This window comes from Azospirillum formosense, from assembly GCF_040500525.1.
In the GTDB taxonomy this organism is placed as follows: domain Bacteria; phylum Pseudomonadota; class Alphaproteobacteria; order Azospirillales; family Azospirillaceae; genus Azospirillum; species Azospirillum formosense_A.
Genome location: NZ_CP159405.1, coordinates 312,017 through 327,706, shown reverse-complemented (window position 1 = coordinate 327,706; position 15,690 = coordinate 312,017). Strand labels below are relative to the sequence as shown.

Here is a 15,690-nt window from a genome sequence, read left to right as displayed (position 1 = left end):
CTCCGGTTCCCGGCGCCGTGTCCGCCGCCCTGCTGCGCCCGGCCGATCCCGCCGCCTCGGCGGAGGTGGCGGTGGTCGGCCGCGGCACGGTCGAGGACACGGTGTCGGCGCTCGGCAAGATCCAGCCGCGCGCCTACGTCGACGTGGGCGCCCAGGTGTCCGGGCAGTTGACGCGGCTGCACGTGACGGTCGGGCAGATGGTCCGCGAGGGCGATCTGCTGGCCGAGATCGACCCCGCCCTGCAACAGGCCAAGGTCGAGGCCGGGCGGGCCGAGCGCGCCCGCCTGACCGCCCTGCTGGCCGAGCAGCGGGCGCGCGCCGACTTCGCCGAGGCCCAACTCGCCCGTCAGACGGCGCTGCGGCGCAGCGGGTCGGGGCGCGGCGAGGCCTTCGACCAGGCCCGCATGGAGGCGCGCATCGCCGCCGCCCAGGTCGAGGCCACCCAGGCGCAGATCCGCCAGACGGACTCGACCCTCCAGGCCGACGAGGCGCAGCTCGGCTACACCCGCATCTACGCGCCGATGGGCGGCACGCTGATCGCGGTGGACGCCCGCCAGGGCCAGACCATCAACTCCGCCTACGAGGCGCCGGTGCTGATGCGGATCGCCGACCTGTCGGCCATGACCGTGTGGACCCAGGTGTCGGAAGCCGACGTGACCCGGCTGACGGACGGCATGCCCCTCTACTTCACCACGCTCGGCCATCCCGGACGGCGCTGGACCGCGCGCCTGCAGGAGATTTTGCCCGCCCCGCCGAAGCCGCCCGCCTTGGGGAACGGCGGCTCGTCCGCGTCCGGGGGCGGCGGGGCGGCCAACAGCGTCGTGCTCTACACCGCGCTGTTCGAGATCGCCAACGACCGGGGGGAACTGCGTCCGGACATGACCGCCCAGGTCTTCTTCGTGGTCGCCGCGGCCAAGGACGCCGTCACCGTTCCGGTCGCCGCCCTGACCCCCGCCGACGAGGCGGCGGGACGGCATCGCGTTTCGCTGATCGGCAGCGGCGGCGCCATCGAGACGCGCGACGTCCGCGTCGGGGTGCGCGACCGCTTCAACGCCCAGATCCTGGAAGGGTTGGCCGAAGGCGAGCGGATCGTGGTGGGCTGGAAAGCCGACGACGGCCGCCCGCCCAGGATCGGGTTCCGGCTGTGAGCGGCCCGCTTCTCATCCTGGAGGACATCCGCAAGACCTACATCAGCGGCGGCGGCCTGGCGGTCGAGGTGCTGCGCGGCGTCTCCCTGACCGTCGAGGCCGGGGAGTTCGTCGCCATCGTCGGCAGCTCCGGCTCCGGCAAATCGACGCTGATGAACATCCTCGGCGGGCTCGACCGCCCGACCTCCGGACGCTACCGCGTCGATGGACGCGACGTGACGGCTCTGGAGGGCGACGAGCGGGCGGCGCTGCGGCGGGACGGCTTCGGCTTCGTCTTCCAGCACTACCATCTGATCCCCGGCACGACGGCGCAGGAGAATGTCGCGATGCCGGGCCGCTACGCGGGCCTGCCCGCCGCGCTGCGCGAAGACCGCGCCGTCGCGTTGCTCGGCCGCCTGGGGCTGGAGGAGCGGCGCCATCACCGCCCCAACCAGCTTTCGGGCGGCCAGCAACAGCGCGTGTCGATCGCGCGGGCGCTGATGAACGACGCCCCGGTGATCCTGGCCGACGAGCCGACCGGTGCTTTGGACAGCGCCAGCGGGGCGGAGGTGGTGGCGCTGCTGCGCGAGCTGTCCACCGCCGGCCGCACGGTGATCCTCATCACCCACGACCGCAAGGTGGCGGAGGCCGCCGGCCGGGTGATCGAGATGCGCGACGGCCGCATCGTCGCCGACAGCGGCCGCCCGCCCCCATCACTGGCGGCCCCGTCGCCGGCGGCCCCCTCCCCCGCCCCGGCGACGGGGCCGGACGCCGGCGCCTCCTTGTGGACCGACGCCGGGGAAGCCCTGTCGGCGGCCTTGCGGTCGCTGGGCGCCAACGGCTTCCGCACGGCGCTGACCCTGCTCGGCATCGTCATCGGCGTGGCGTCCGTGATCGCCCTGCTCGCCATCGGCGAGGGCGCCAAGCAGGCGGTTATGGCGCGGGTCGGCGCGCTGGGGGTCAATCTGGTCTATGTGGTGGCGGGCAGCGGCGACCCCCGCCTGCCGGCCACGCCGCTGACCGAGGCGGACGGCGAGGCCATCCTGGACTTGCCCAACGTCGAGAGCGTGATGCCCTTCCTCGCCGCGCCGGTGATGGCCCGCCACGGCAACATCGACCACCGCACTGAAGGGCTGGCGACCTCGGCGTCGCTGCCGCTGACCCACCGCTGGCCGGTCGCCCAAGGCGCCTTCTTCACCCGTGCCGACGAGCGGTCCGGGGCGGCGGTGGCGGTTCTCGGCCACCGCGTCGCCGAACGGCTGTTTCCGCGCGAGGAGTCGCCGCTGGGCAAGCATGTGCTGGTGAACAACATTCCCTTCCTGGTCACCGGCGTGATGGCGCAGAAGGGCGACCTGACCGGCAACCAGAGCACCGACGACTGGGTGTTCGTGCCGCTGTCCACCGGCGTGCAACGGCTGATCGGCAAGCCGGACCTGGAGTTGATCCTCGTCTCGGTGCACGACGTGGGGCGGATCGCGCAGACCCGCGACGCCATCCACGCCCTGATCGCCGGGCGTCACGGCCAGGAGGATTTCCAGATCCACGACGGGACAGCGCGCATCCAGGCGGCGGCGGAGACCCAGGACACCATGACGCTGCTGCTCGGCTGCGCCGCGGTCATCACGCTGCTGGTCGGCGGCATCGGGGTCATGAACATCATGCTGGTCAGCGTGACCGAGCGCACCCGCGAGATCGGCATCCGCATGGCCGTCGGCGCCCGCGCCGCCGACATCGAGCGGCAGTTCCTGATGGAGGCGGCGCTGGTGGCGGGGTTGGGCGGGCTGGCCGGGGTGGCGCTGGGGCTGGCCGGCGGCGCGGTGATCGGGCTGCTGGCGATGCCGGTGGTCTTCACCGCGACCGCGATCGCCGGGGCGGTGGCCTCCGCCGTACTGACCGGCATGGTCTTCGGCCTGATCCCCGCCCGCCGCGCCGCGCGGCTCGACCCGGTGGCGGCGCTGGCGAGCGAGTGATCGGGAGGTTTTTAAGGATGTAAAGATGTCGGCGTTGCCCCACCCCGGCCCTCCCCCGCTTCGCAGGGGAGGGAGAAAAAAGTCCCCTCCCCCGCGCCAGCGGGGGAGGGTTAGGGAGGGGGCAAGAGGTCTCTCACCGCAGCCCCGCCTCCACCTGCTCCGCCATATGCTCCAGCGCCGTGTCCATCGCCGCCGGCGGACCGCTCTCCAGACTGTCCAGCACGATCAGCCGGGCGCCACCGTCCGCCACCGCCCGGGCGATCTCCGGCGCCGGCGGACGGTGGTGCAGCACCACGGGAATCGCCTCGGCCTTCAGGGTGGCGGTCAGCTCGGCCAGACGCTCCGGCGTCCAGTCGCGGTCGTCGCGGGTCCAGACCCGGCGCAGGTCGAGCCCGAGATCGGCGGCCAGCGTGGCGAAGCGGTCGGACAGCGCCGCCACCGACGGGTCCGGCAACGCGGCGAAGGCTTGCGCCGACCGGGACGACACCGTCAGCAAGCCACGCTTCAGCGCGGCGAGATTCGCATCGATGGCGTCCTTGGAAGCGGGATAGAGGCGCCGCAGGTCGGCGGCGAGGATGTCGGCCATCCGCCCGGCGTTGGCGATGCCCAGCCAGGGGAAGGCCGCGCCGCCGCTGACCGCGATCCCCGGCAGGGCGCCGTCCACCGGCCGGGCGGCGTCGATCTCGACGAGGCGGATGTTGGCCCGCCGCGCCAGCGGGTAGAGCGGGTCCTCGACCCAGGCGGAGCGCAGGGTCAGCACCGCGTCCGCCTTGCGGGCGGCCTCCGCGAGCTTCGCTTCGCCGCGCCCGCTCAGGAAGGCGTGCTGGCGCCCCATGGGGATGGCCGGCGGCACCACCGCCTCCACCACCACCGGCGTGCCCTTCGTCAGCGCCTGGGCCAGCCCGGCGGTGACCGGGTGACCGGCCAGCACCGTCTCGGCGGAGGCGCCCGCCACCGTGGACAGCAGCAGGAGCGCCGCGAGCGTGACGCGCTTCATCCCTCTTCCCCCTTCATGAACAGACGCGCCAGCAGCGCGCCCAGGAACAGCAGCCCCGCCGCCAGGATGATGGCGCCGCCCGACGGCACCGGCAGGGCGAGTTGCACGGGCAGCAGGATTCCGGCCACCGCCGCCACACTGGCAAAGGCGACCGACAGCAGGAAGAAGCCGCGCAGCGACGAGGCGACGACCCGCGCCGCGGCGGCGGGAATGACCAGCAGCGCCCCCACCAGGATGGCGCCGATGATCTTGACCGACGCGACGGTGACCACGGTCACCAGCACGATGAACAGATAGTCCAGCCCCTTCACCGGCACGCCGCGCACCCGCGCCAGCGCCGGGTTGAAGCTCGCCAGCAGCAGCCGGTTGAACAGCGGCAGCATCAGCGCGGTCACCCCGACGGCCACCACCAGCAGCACGGTCAGGTCGCGGTCGTCCACCGTCAGGACCGAGCCGAACAGCACGTTCTCCAGGATGTGGATGTTGACCCGGCTGGCCAGGATCAGCAGCAGGCTGGCGCCCAGCGCCAGCGACACCGACAGGAAGACGCCGATCAGCGTGTCGGCGGTCAGGTTGCTGCGGTTGCGCGTGTAGTTGACCAGCAGCGCGAACAGCAGGCAGTAGCCGAACAGGCTGGCGTAGGGGCCGGTGTAGGGCTCCCCCACCAGGATGCCGATGGCGACACCGGTCAGCGCGGCGTGGCCGACCGCCTCGGAGAAGAAGGCCAGCCGCTTGGTCACCACCAGCGTGCCGAGCCCGCCGAGCACCGGGCCGATCACCAGCCCGGACAGCAGCGCGTTGACGAGAAAGCCGTGGGTCAGACCGGCGGGCAGCAGCCCGGCCCCGGCCCAGCCCTGGACCAGGGCGCGCAACGCCTCGAAGCTCATGACGCGATCCTTTCGGCCGCCGCGCGGCGCGGAACGGCGGAGAACAGGTCGAACACCCGCTCCGGCGACAGCATCTCCGGCGGGGCGCCGTCGAACAGCACCCGCCGGTTCAGGCCGGTCACCCGCCCCGCCAGCCGGCGCACCTGGGCCAGATCGTGCTCGACCCAGAGGACGGTGGTCCCGGTGGCGGACAGCTCGGCCAGCAGCGTTTCGAAGATGGCGATCCCGGCCTCGTCGAGCGCGGTCATCGGCTCGTCCAGAACGATCAGGTCCGGCGCCGGGATCAGCGCCTGGGCGAGCAGGACGCGCTGCCGCTCGCCACCGGACAGGGCGCCGAAGCGGCGGCGGGCCTTGCCGGCCATGCCGACGCGGTCCAGCGCCGCGCCGTAGTTCATGCGGCGGTCCGGCCCGAGGAAGGCGGGTCGGCGCTGGCACAGCACGGCCAGGAAATCCTCCACCGTCAGCGGAAGCCCGCGGTCGAACTCGACCGATTGCGGCACGTATGCGACGGTGCCCGGCCCGTCGCCCGGCCAGTCGAGCCGAATGGTCCCGCGGTGCGGCGCCTGACCGAGCAGGGCGCGGATCAGCGACGACTTGCCGCCGCCGTTGGGACCGACCAGCGCGTGGACGGTGCCCGCCGCGACGCGCAGCGACACGCCGTCGAGGATCACCGTGCGGCCCAGCGTCAGGTCCACTTGATCGAACAGGATGGCGGGACCCGTCACGGCGCCGCCTCGGCCATCGCCAGCACCAGCGTGTCGAGGTTCCGGGCCATCTCGCGCTCGAACAGGTCCGGCGCGTAGTCGCCGTGCGAGATGTGGGAGAAGGCGTAGAGCCGGATGCCGGTCTCGCGCCGGATCGTCTCCACATAGGCGCTGGGGAAGTTCAGCTCCGAGAAGATCACCTGCACGTCCAGCTTGCGCATCGTCGCGATGGTCTCGGCAAGCTGGGCCGGGCTGGGCTCGATGCCGTGGGCGGGCTCGACGACGGCGGAAACCTCCAGCCCGAACTCGCGCAGCAGGTAATCGTAGGCGCCGTGGATGGTGGCGACGCGCAGGCTGGCATTGCCCGCCCTCGCCAGTTTCGCCAGCGCGTCGGCCCGCAGCTGGCGCAGGCGGCGAGCATAGGCGCGGGCGTTGGCGGCATAGGCGGCGGCGTTGTCCGGGTCGAGCCGCCCCAGCTCGCGTGCGATGGTCGCGACCTGGAGGATCGAATTGGTGATCGACAGGAAGCTGTGCGGGTTGACCACCTTCCCGGCCGCCCGCGCCGCCGTTCCCGCGGCGGGCAGCAGCGGCACGTCGGCGTTGGATTCGACCACCGGCAGCGACGGCTTCGCCGAGGCGGCGATCATCCGCCCGGCGAAATCGTCGTGGCCGATGCCGTTCAGCACGATGGCGTCCAGCCCGCCGATGCGCTGGATGTCCTCCGGGCGCGGCTCGTAGGCGTGCGGGTTGAAGCCGGCCGGGATGATCGGCACCACCTCGGCCGCATCGCCGACGATGTTGGCGACGTAGGAATAGTAAGGGTGCAGGGTGACGCCGAAGCGGCGGCGCCCGGCGGGAGCCGCGACGGCGCGAACGGGCACGGCCGCGGCGGTCGCGGCGCCCAGGGCGCCGGCCAGGATCAGGCGGCGGTTAAGAAGGATGCTCATCGGGTCACCCCGGCGGTGAAGGTGGAGACGATCCGCTTCCAGCCGGCGGCGGTCAGGGCCGCGTCCTCCGGCGGGGCGGGCGGGGCTTCGGCGGCGCGCTTCAGCCAGATGTCCGCGCCATGGCCGTCCAGCCGCAGGACCAGGGACCCGGCCAGCTCCGGCGCAGCGGAAACGCCGGCGTAGGCGACCCCATCGCCGGTCCCGGCCAGGGTCCAGCTGTGCCCGCCGCGCGCCGCCGCGCTGGGGTCGGCGGCGAAGGGCGGCAGGGCCTCGGCGGCCAGCTCCTCCGGCGTCGGCGCCCGTCCTCCCGCCCTCCGCAGGGCGGCGATCTCCTCTCCCGCCGCCTTCAGGTCGGCGTAGAGGCCCTGCTCGGCGGCGGTCAGGCCGGTGCGGGAGTCGATGAGGTGGGCGGCCAGCGGGGCGTCCGCGTCCGGGGCGGCGCGCAGCCCGACCGCCAGGGCGGCGGACGCGAGAATGACGCCGGCGGCCAGCAGGACCCACAGGGTCTCGCGCTCGGCCCCGGCGCGGCGGACGATCTGGTGATGCATGGTTCCGGCTTCGCTGAGGGCGCTACTTGATCGCCGTGTGCTCGATCTCGACCGTGTGGCCGGGCCCGGCGTCGAACAGGACGTAGAAGTCCTGCGCGGGGCGCGGGAAGGACAGCGTGGAGTCCGGCCCCAGCTTGCCCTTGACCAGCACCTGCTCGTCGTAGGCGATGACGTCCAGCACCACGCCGGGCGCCTTCGAGCCATCGGAGAAGCCGCCGGTGCACTGCACCGTGTCGCCCTCGACCATCCGGCATTCGCAGATCGGGTAATGGGCCTCCGCCGCACCGGCGGCGCACAGGGCGAACAGGCCCGCCAGGGCGAACAGGCGGTGGGTCTTCATCGCTTTCCTCCGAAAATCTCGCCCAGCGGCAGGGACGCCTGATGCACCCCGCCGTTCCAATCCTCGACCGTTACCCACAGCTCCTCCGTGCCGGCCAGCTCGTCCGGAACGGTCACGTCGGCCTCCCGCTCATAGGGGTTGCCGAAGGCGAGCGCGCCCGCGGTGCGCAGGCTGCGCGGCTTGCCGACGCGCAGGAAGACGCCGCGCACATGGTCGATGTCGGCGGGACGGATGTGGATGCGGTACTCCTTCATCCGCTCCCCCGTCGGCATGCGGGCGGGCGCCTCGTCGTAGGTCGCCAGCGTGACCGGAAAGGGGCCGACGGCGACGCCCCGCCGGATCTCGGGCGGCACGAAGATCGGTTTCGGGCTGAAATAGTCGGGAAGGAAGGGCAGCGGCACCAGCATCATCAGGGCGCTGAGATGGAACTTGCCGCGCCGCCAGTACCTACGCATTGGACGAGCCCTCCGCCAAGCGCAGTCCCCGCACCGCCTCGGCCGTGGCGCGGGCGGTGCGCTTCATCCAGATCAGCATGCCGCTGAAGACCAGCGTGGTCATCAGCAGGCCGAAGGCGAACCACACCAGCTTGATCGGCAGGCCGCCGAAATCGCCGGTGTGCAGGGCGCGCATGATGGTGCGGGTCAGCTCGATGCCCGAGGCCGCCTCCATCCCGCCCTCGATGAGGATCACCTCGGCGGTGAAGGGATTCACCCGGACATAGTCGGGCAGCAGCGGCACCTGCCCGCTGGACCCCGCCACCGTCGCCGGGTCGTAGGCGGTGCCGGGCAGCCACAGGTAGCGCAGCCGCATGTCCGGCAGGGCCGCCCTGGCGCTGGCCATGATGGCGTCGACGTCCGGCCTCGGCGCGGTCGCGCTCACCGGGATCTGGTCGCGCGCCAGCAGCACCGGCGCCTTCCCGCCGCCCAGCCCCATCCCGAGATGGAACAGCATCATGTAGATCAGGAACCACAGGCTGGTGACCGAGATGACCGCGATGAACCAGATCGACCATGTGCCGGCGACGCGGTGCAGGTCGCCCCACATCACGCGCGGCGCCTGCCGCCAGCGGATGCGCGGCTGGTAGAAGGATTTCCAGAAGCGCTTGTAGACCACCAGCCCGGTGACCAGCGACCCGAGGAGCGGAATGGCCAGCAGGGTCACGAGGTACCAGCCCACCGGGAAGGTCATGAGCCAGCCGTGCAGCGCGCGGAAGAAGCTCTGGAACGAGTTGCCGGTGGACAGCCCCTGCACCGCCCCGCTGACCGGATTCACCCAGGCGGTGGTGGAGGTTCCGTCGGGCATCGCCATGCGGGCGCCGACCGCCATGTGGGAGCCGCCCCAGCTCAGCGAACTCACCCGTCCGCCCGGCGCCGCGGCCTCGGCGGCGGCGATCAGCGCGCTGGCCGGCAGCGGCTCCCCGGCGCCCGACGCCCTCATGGCGGGGTTGACCAGCCACATGATCTCCGTGCTGACCACGGCGACGGTCCCGGTCAGGCAGACGAAGAACAGGAAGGCCCACAGGGGCATGGCCAGCCAGGAGTGCCACAGGAACCACAGCCGCGTGCGCGACTTGCCAACGCTCATCTCGTCCTCTTCCGCAAGGAACCACCGCTCCGACTCTCCAGACGACCGGACCGGCCCGTCGCCTCACGGTCAAATGCGAAGAATTCTCATTTTCGTTTGCGGCAAGGAACGGAGAGCGGGGGGCATCAGCGCGATGCCGCTCCGACGCATGAAACGATGGGCGCCACGGTCACGACACCGGAGGAGGGGTCACGCCTCCGCCGGGGCGCCGCCGCGGCCGGTCCAGACGGCCAACAGGCCCTTCTGCAGAAGGATGAAGACGAACAGCAGGACGCCGATGGCGATCTTCGTCCACCAACTGCTCAGGCTGCCGTCGAAGGTGATGTAGGTCTGGATCAGTCCCTGGATCAGCACGCCGATGAAGGTGCCGACCACGTAGCCGTAGCCGCCGGTCAGCTGGGTGCCGCCGATCACCACCGCGGTGATGGTGTCCAGCTCCACCCCGGTCGCCGCCAGCGAATAGCCGGCCCCGGTGTAGAGCGAGAAGACGATCCCCGCCAATCCGGCCAGCAGCCCCGACAGGGCGTAGACCGCCACCGTGGTGCGGCCCACCGGCACGCCCATCAGCTCCGCCGACTGGCGGTTGCCGCCCAGCGCGTAGAGGTTGGCGCCGAAGCGCGTCCAATGGGCGCAGACCACCGCGGCGGCGACCACCCCCAGCATCAGCAGCGCCGGCAGGGTCAGCTTGCCCCCGCCGTCGAAACGCAGCGCCATGTCGCCCAGTTCGGCGTAGAGCGGGTGGTTGATCGGAATGGAATCGGTGCTCAGCACGAAGCCCAGGCCGCGGGCGACGAACATCCCGGCCAGCGTGACGATGAAGGGCGGCATCTGGAAGACGTGGATCACCGCCCCCATCGCCGCGCCGAAGCCGCCGGCCACCGCCAGCGCCACGGCGAAGGCGGAGACGGGGTGCCAGCCGCCCTGCTCGATCAGCACGGCCAGCAAAACCGTGGTGAAGCCGATCACCGCCCCCACCGACAGGTCGATGCCGCCCGACAGGATCACGAAGGTCATGCCGACCGCCGTGATGCCGAGGAAGGCATTGTCGGTCAGCAGGTTGCCGACGACCCGCAGCGAGGCGAAGGCGGGGAACTGCGCGGCGCAGAGCAGGAAGCCGACCACCAGGACGGCGCTGGTCACCAGCAGGGGAAGAAAGCGGTGGATCATGGCGTCACGCTCCCGCGCTCGGGCTTTGGCTCTCGGGCTTGGCCCGCGGCGGGGTTGGCGCCCGGACCGGCCGGGGGCCGGCGGAGCGCGGCAGGAACAGCGTCATGGTCGGCGACTGCAGCAGCAGGACCACCATCAGGACGCCCGCCTTGACGATCAGGTTGAACTCCGGCTTGAAGCCGCTCAGCAGGATGCCGGTGTTCATCGCCTGGAGGATCAGCGCGCCCACCACCGACAACAGCAGCCCGAACCGGCCGCCGAGCAGCGAGGTGCCGCCGACCACCACCGCCAGGATGGCGTCCAGCTCCAGCCACAGGCCGGCGTTGTTGGCGTCGGCGCCGCGGATGTCGGCGGCGACCACCAGACCGGCGACCGCGGCGCACAGGCCGCACCAGACATAGACGGCGATCAGCACGACCGGCGTGTTCACCCCCGCCCCGGCGCTGGACAGCCGGTTGACGCCGACCGCCTCGATCATCAGCCCCAGCGCGCTGGTGCGGACCAGCAGCGCGGTCACCCCCAGCAGGACGGCGGTGATGACCACCGGCATCGGCACGGTCAGGAAGGACCCGCTGCCGATGAAGGCGAGGCCGGGGCTGGTGAAGGTGACGATCTGCCCCTCGGTGACGAGCTGGGCGATGCCGCGGCCCGCGACCATCAGGATCAGGGTGGCGATGATCGGCTGGATGCGCAGGACCGCCACCAGCAGGCCGTTCCACAGGCCGCAGAGCAGGCCGGCCGCCAGCGACGCCGCCAGCACCGGGGCCAAGCCCCAGCCCGCCTGGGTCAGGGTGGCGGCGACCGCGCCGGAGATCGCCATCACCGCGCCGACCGACAGGTCGACGCCGCGGGTGGCGATGACCATGGTCATGCCGATGGCGAGCAGCGCCACCGGGGCGCCGCGGTTCAGCACGTCGATCAGGCTGCCGAACAGCCGGCCGTCCTGCAGCCGGATGGAAAAGAAGTCAGGAAAGAGCAGCCAGTTGGCCAGCAGAACGGCGGCCAGCGCGCCGTATTGCGGCAGGTTGCGCGACGGGCCGGGGGCCGGCCGCGTCATGGGCGCGGCTCCCCGGACGGGGCCGGCTCCGACGCGATGGCGGCGACGATGCGGTCCACGGCGACCTCCCCTCCCCTCAGTTCCGCGACATGGCGGCGGTCGCGCAGCACGACGACGCGGCGGCTGTAGGCGACGATCTCCTCAAGCTCGGACGAGACGACCAGCAGGGCCATGCCGTCGGCGCACAGCCGCTCGATCAGGCGGATGATCTCGGCGTGGGCGCCCACGTCGATGCCGCGCGTCGGCTCGTCGAGGATCAGCAGGCGCGGCTCGGTCGCCAGCCAGCGGGCGAGCAGCGCCTTCTGCTGGTTGCCGCCGGAGAGGAGCTGGATCGGCTGCTCGGCGTGCGGCGTGCGGATGTCCAGCAGACGGATGAAGCGGTCGGCGATCTCCTCCTGGCGGCGGCGCGGGATCGGCCGCAGCCAGCCCTGCCGGGCCTGGAGCGCCAGGATGATGTTCTCGCGCACCGACAGCGCGCCGACGATGCCCTCCTTCTTGCGGTCCTCCGGGCAGAAGCCGAAGCCGAGCCGGATGGCGTCGCGCGGCCCGCGCAGCCGCACCGTCCGGCCGTCCACCGCCGCCTCGCCGCGGTCGGCGCAGTCGATGCCGAAGACCAGACGCGCCGTCTCCGTCCGGCCGGAGCCGAGCAGCCCGGCGAGTCCCACCACCTCGCCGGGGCGGAGGTCGAGATCGAAAGGCTCGACGCTGCGCGCCTTGCCGTAGCCGCGGAAGCGGACCAGCGGCGGCCGCGTCTCCTCCGCGCCGTCGTCCGGCGGCGGGGCGATGCGGTGGGCCGCCTCCTCCAGCTCCCGCCCCAGCATCATGGCGACGAGGTCGAGGCGCGGCAGCTCCGCGGTGCGCCGCTCCCCCACCAGACGGCCGTTGCGCAGCACGGTGATGCGGTCGCACAGCGCGTAGACCTGGTCGAGGAAATGGGTGACGAAGACGATGCCGATGCCGCGCGACCGCAGGGTGCGCATCACCTTGAAGAGGACCGCCACCTCCTGCGCGTCGAGGCTGGCGGTCGGCTCGTCGAGGATCAGCACCTTGGCCGACATGTCCACCGCGCGGGCGATGGCGACGATCTGCTGGGTCGCCACCGAGAAGCGGCCGAGCGGCGCCGTCACGTCGAGGGACAGGCCGTAGGGGATCAGCACCGCCCGCGCCCGCCGCCGCATGGCACCGCGGTCGACCAGACCGAACCGCATCGGCTGCCGGCCGAGGAACAGGTTCTCCGCCACCGACAGGTTCGGCAGCAGATTCACCTCCTGATAGACGGTGCCGATGTGCAGGCGCTGCGCCTCCTCCACGCCGCGGGGGGCGATGGCCCGCCCCTCCAGCGTCACGGTGCCGGCGTCGCGCTGGTAGACGCCGGTCAGCGTCTTGATCAGAGTCGACTTGCCGGCGCCGTTCTCGCCGAGGAGGGCGTGGATCTCGCCATGGCGCACGGTGAAATCCACGCCGTCCAGCGCCTGGACGCCCAGGAAGGCCTTGGACAGGCCGCGGATCGCCAGGAGCGGCGGGGACGCGGTGGGGGTGGGATCCGTCATGCGGGGTCCTCGCCGGCGGTGCCGTGGGACGGGCCGGGTCAGTAGGCGTCCTTGCGGCGTTCGTACTCGGCCTTGGCGGTGTCGGGGGTGAACAGCGCCGATTCCGTCTGGATCCATTTCGGCGGCGCCTTGCCGTCCTTCTTGAAGGCGATCAGCGCGTCGAAGGCCGGGCCGGCCATGTTCGGCGTCAGCTCCACGGTCGCGTTCGCCTCGCCCTCCGCCATCGCCTTGAAGATGTCGGGCACGCCGTCGATGGACACGACCAGGATGTCCTTGCCCGGCTTCAAGCCGGCCTCCTTGATCGCCTGGATGGCGCCGACCGCCATGTCGTCGTTGTGGGCGTAGACCGCGCAGATGCCCTTGCCGCCGTTCTCCGCCTTGATGAAGCTCTCCATCACCTCCTTGCCCTTGGCGCGGGTGAAGTCGCCGGACTGGGTGCGGACGATCTTCATGCCGGGGTTCTTGGCGACGACCTCGTCGAAGCCCTTCTTGCGGTTGATGGCGGGGGAGGAGCCGACGGTGCCCTGGAGTTCGACCACGTTGCAGGTGCCCCCGGTCTGCTTGGCCAGCCACTCGCCGGCCACCCGCCCCTCCAGCACCGTGTCGGAGGTGACGGCGGTCATGTAGAGGCCGGGGTCCTTGGTCTCGATCTGGCGGTCGAGCAGGACGACGGGGATCTTCGCCTCCTTCGCCTCCTTCAGCACCGAATCCCAGCCGGTCGCCACCACGGGGGCGATGAAGATGGCGTCCACGCCCTGGGCGACGAAGGAGCGCACGGCCTTGATCTGGTTCTCCTGCTTCTGCTGGGCGTCGGAAATCTTCAGGTCGATCCCGCGCTTCTCGGCCTCCGCCTTGGCGGTCTTGGTCTCGGCGGCGCGCCAGCCCGATTCCGAGCCGATCTGCGAGAAGCCGACCACCAGCTTCTTGTCGGCGGCCTGTGCTCCGCCGAGCCCGATCAACAAGGCCGCGGCGGCAGCGGCGGAGATCAGCCATGTCCTGGACATACCGTTTCACTCCCCTGGGTGTCTTGTCATCGATCCGGGCAACCCCGGCGACCCGCCTGTGCCCGCTCGCATCTGTTCGTTGCACCAACATTAGGCGTCGAAAACCATATCTGTCCAATATGATTCTCGACCGAAGCGATACCGAAACCGGCATGATCGCCCGATGCGGGCAGAGCGTTGCCGGTCCTTCCCTCACGCCCGTCCTTTTCTCAGGCTTGGCCGGGCACGCCGTCGATCCGCCGCCACAGGCCGAGCGGGTTGCCGTCGCGCAGCGCCTTCGGCAGCAGGGCGGCGGGGATGTCCTGGTAGCAGACCGGGCGCAGGAAGCGCCGGATCGCCAAGGTCCCAACCGAGGTGGTCCGGCTGTCCGAGGTCGCCGGGAAGGGGCCGCCATGCACCATGGCGTGGCAGACCTCCACCCCGGTCGGCCAACCGTTGGCCAGGATGCGGCCCGCCTTGCGCTCCAGCGTCGGCAGCAGCGCCGCCACGGCGTCGCCGTCCGCCGACTCCATCTGCACGGTCGCGGTGAGCTGGCCCTCCAGCCGCTCGGCGACGGTTCGCATCGCCGTGCCGTCCGGGCAGCGGATCAGCAGGGACGCCGCCCCGAACACCTCGTCCTGCAGGTCCGGCTCGGCGAGGAAGGCGTCGGCGGTGGTGCCGAACAAGGCGGCTTGCGCCTGGTTGGGACCGCTGCACGCCAAGCCGCGGGCGAGCATCGCCACGGCGGCGCTTCCGGACAGACGCGCCACCCCCGAATCATAGGCGGCGTGGATGGCCGGGGTCAGCATGGTCGAGGCCGCGCTGCCACCCAGCGCCTCCACCGCCACAGCCAGGAAGCGGTCGAGGTCCGGCCCGTCGACGCCCAGCAGGATGCCGGGGTTGGTGCAGAACTGGCCGGCGCCCATGGTCAGGGACGCCACGAAGCCCTTGCCCAGCGCCTCCGCCCGCGCGGCCAGCGCCGCCGGCATCAGGAAGACCGGGTTGATGCTGCTCATCTCCGCATAGACCGGGATCGGCTCCGGCCGGCGGGCCGCCGCCACCATCAGGGCAAGGCCGCCGCCGCGCGAGCCGGTGAAGCCCACCGCCTTGATGCGCGGGTCGGTCACCAGGGCCGCTCCGATGGGATTGCCGACGCCGAACAGCAGCGAGAAGACGCCCTCGGGCAGCCCGCAGGTGGCCACCGCCGCCCGGATGGCCCGGCCGACCAGCTCCGACGTGCCGGGATGGGCGGAATGGCCCTTGACCACCACCGGGCAGCCGGCGGCAAGAGCCGACGCGGTGTCGCCCCCGGCCACCGAGAAGGCCAGCGGAAAATTCGACGCGCCGAACACCGCGACCGGGCCGAGCGGGATGTGGCGCTGCCGGACGTCGGGGCGCGGCAACGGCTTGCGCTCCGGCTGGGCCGGGTCGATGCGGGCCTCCAGCCAGCCGCCCTCGCGCACGGTCTGGGCGAACAGGCGGAACTGCCCGACGGTGCGCGCCCGTTCCCCCTCCAGCCGCGCGCGCGGCAGGCCGCTCTCGGCCATGGCGCGGACGATCAGCGCGTCGCCGAGGTCGAGGATGTTCGCCGCGATGGTCTCCAGGAAGGCGGCCCGCGCCTCCAGCCCAGTCTCACGGAAGGCGTCGAAGGCGGCCCAGGCCAGCGCGCAGGCGCGCTCGACCTCCGCCGCCCCCCCGCCGCCGAAGACCGGCTCCAGCTCCGCGCCGGTGGCGGGATCGACCGCGCGGAAGGCGCCGTCGGAGCCGCGGTGGCCGTGGGCGCCGATCAGCATCTCGCCGGTGATGGTCATCATGGGGCTCCCGGTTGG

The 15,690-nt window shown here is 72.0% G+C and carries 15 protein-coding genes; 2 read left to right on the top strand and 13 right to left on the bottom strand.

The window, feature by feature from the left end; genetic code table 11:
- The first annotated feature begins 17 nt into the window (after positions 1-17).
- Both ABVN73_RS25845 and ABVN73_RS25840 read left to right on the top strand, forming a co-directional pair.
- Positions 18-1,148, top strand: coding sequence for an efflux RND transporter periplasmic adaptor subunit (locus ABVN73_RS25845; RefSeq protein WP_353861459.1), 1,131 nt, complete (start codon positions 18-20; stop codon positions 1,146-1,148).
- On the top strand, positions 1,145-3,097 hold the full coding sequence (locus ABVN73_RS25840) for a MacB family efflux pump subunit (protein WP_353861458.1): 1,953 nt from the start codon (positions 1,145-1,147) through the stop codon (positions 3,095-3,097). Before ABVN73_RS25845 ends, ABVN73_RS25840 begins: the two co-directional genes overlap by 4 nt.
- A gap of 133 nt (positions 3,098-3,230) precedes the next feature.
- On the opposite strand, the gene ABVN73_RS25835 is transcribed toward ABVN73_RS25840, so the two are convergent.
- From ABVN73_RS25835 to ABVN73_RS25775, 13 genes are all read right to left on the bottom strand, one after another.
- Positions 3,231-4,094 (bottom strand): zinc ABC transporter substrate-binding protein, encoded by an 864-nt coding sequence (locus ABVN73_RS25835; RefSeq protein WP_353861457.1) that lies wholly within the window; start codon positions 4,092-4,094, stop codon positions 3,231-3,233.
- The gene (locus tag ABVN73_RS25830) at positions 4,091-4,981 is read right to left on the bottom strand and encodes a metal ABC transporter permease (protein WP_353861456.1); all 891 of its coding nucleotides are present in this window, start codon (positions 4,979-4,981) and stop codon (positions 4,091-4,093) included. Before ABVN73_RS25830 ends, ABVN73_RS25835 begins: the two co-directional genes overlap by 4 nt.
- Positions 4,978-5,706 carry a metal ABC transporter ATP-binding protein gene (locus ABVN73_RS25825; RefSeq protein ID WP_353861455.1) on the bottom strand — a complete coding sequence of 243 codons (729 nt, stop codon included), beginning with the start codon at positions 5,704-5,706 and terminating at the stop codon, positions 4,978-4,980. Before ABVN73_RS25825 ends, ABVN73_RS25830 begins: the two co-directional genes overlap by 4 nt.
- Entirely contained in the window at positions 5,703-6,632 is a 930-nt protein-coding gene (locus ABVN73_RS25820; protein ID WP_353861454.1) for a zinc ABC transporter substrate-binding protein, read from the bottom strand. The genes ABVN73_RS25825 and ABVN73_RS25820 overlap by 4 nt, the downstream gene beginning before the upstream one ends.
- Positions 6,629-7,180: a DUF6162 family protein gene (locus tag ABVN73_RS25815; protein WP_353861453.1), complete on the bottom strand. Its 552-nt coding sequence runs from the start codon at positions 7,178-7,180 to the stop codon at positions 6,629-6,631. Before ABVN73_RS25815 ends, ABVN73_RS25820 begins: the two co-directional genes overlap by 4 nt.
- Before the next feature lie 22 nt (positions 7,181-7,202).
- Positions 7,203-7,520 carry a hypothetical protein gene (locus tag ABVN73_RS25810; RefSeq protein ID WP_040137686.1) on the bottom strand — a complete coding sequence of 106 codons (318 nt, stop codon included), beginning with the start codon at positions 7,518-7,520 and terminating at the stop codon, positions 7,203-7,205.
- On the bottom strand, positions 7,517-7,975 hold the full coding sequence (locus ABVN73_RS25805; protein WP_353861452.1) for a hypothetical protein: 459 nt from the start codon (positions 7,973-7,975) through the stop codon (positions 7,517-7,519). Before ABVN73_RS25805 ends, ABVN73_RS25810 begins: the two co-directional genes overlap by 4 nt.
- A complete protein-coding gene (locus ABVN73_RS25800; RefSeq protein WP_353861451.1) occupies positions 7,968-9,104 on the bottom strand; it encodes a PepSY-associated TM helix domain-containing protein in 1,137 nt (378 codons plus the stop codon). The genes ABVN73_RS25805 and ABVN73_RS25800 overlap by 8 nt, the downstream gene beginning before the upstream one ends.
- Positions 9,105-9,293: 189 nt before the next feature.
- Positions 9,294-10,271, bottom strand: coding sequence for a galactofuranose ABC transporter, permease protein YjfF (gene yjfF, locus ABVN73_RS25795; RefSeq protein WP_353861450.1), 978 nt, complete (start codon positions 10,269-10,271; stop codon positions 9,294-9,296).
- A 4-nt stretch (positions 10,272-10,275) separates the two neighbouring features.
- Entirely contained in the window at positions 10,276-11,328 is a 1,053-nt protein-coding gene (locus ABVN73_RS25790; RefSeq protein WP_353861449.1) for an ABC transporter permease, read from the bottom strand.
- Positions 11,325-12,878, bottom strand: coding sequence for a galactofuranose ABC transporter, ATP-binding protein YtfR (ytfR, locus tag ABVN73_RS25785; RefSeq protein WP_353861448.1), 1,554 nt, complete (start codon positions 12,876-12,878; stop codon positions 11,325-11,327). The genes ABVN73_RS25790 and ytfR overlap by 4 nt, the downstream gene beginning before the upstream one ends.
- Before the next feature lie 38 nt (positions 12,879-12,916).
- Positions 12,917-13,882 carry a galactofuranose ABC transporter, galactofuranose-binding protein YtfQ gene (gene ytfQ, locus ABVN73_RS25780; protein WP_353861447.1) on the bottom strand — a complete coding sequence of 322 codons (966 nt, stop codon included), beginning with the start codon at positions 13,880-13,882 and terminating at the stop codon, positions 12,917-12,919.
- A gap of 209 nt (positions 13,883-14,091) precedes the next feature.
- Positions 14,092-15,672 (bottom strand): aldehyde dehydrogenase (NADP(+)), encoded by a 1,581-nt coding sequence (locus ABVN73_RS25775; RefSeq protein WP_353861918.1) that lies wholly within the window; start codon positions 15,670-15,672, stop codon positions 14,092-14,094.
- Positions 15,673-15,690: the final 18 nt, after the last annotated feature.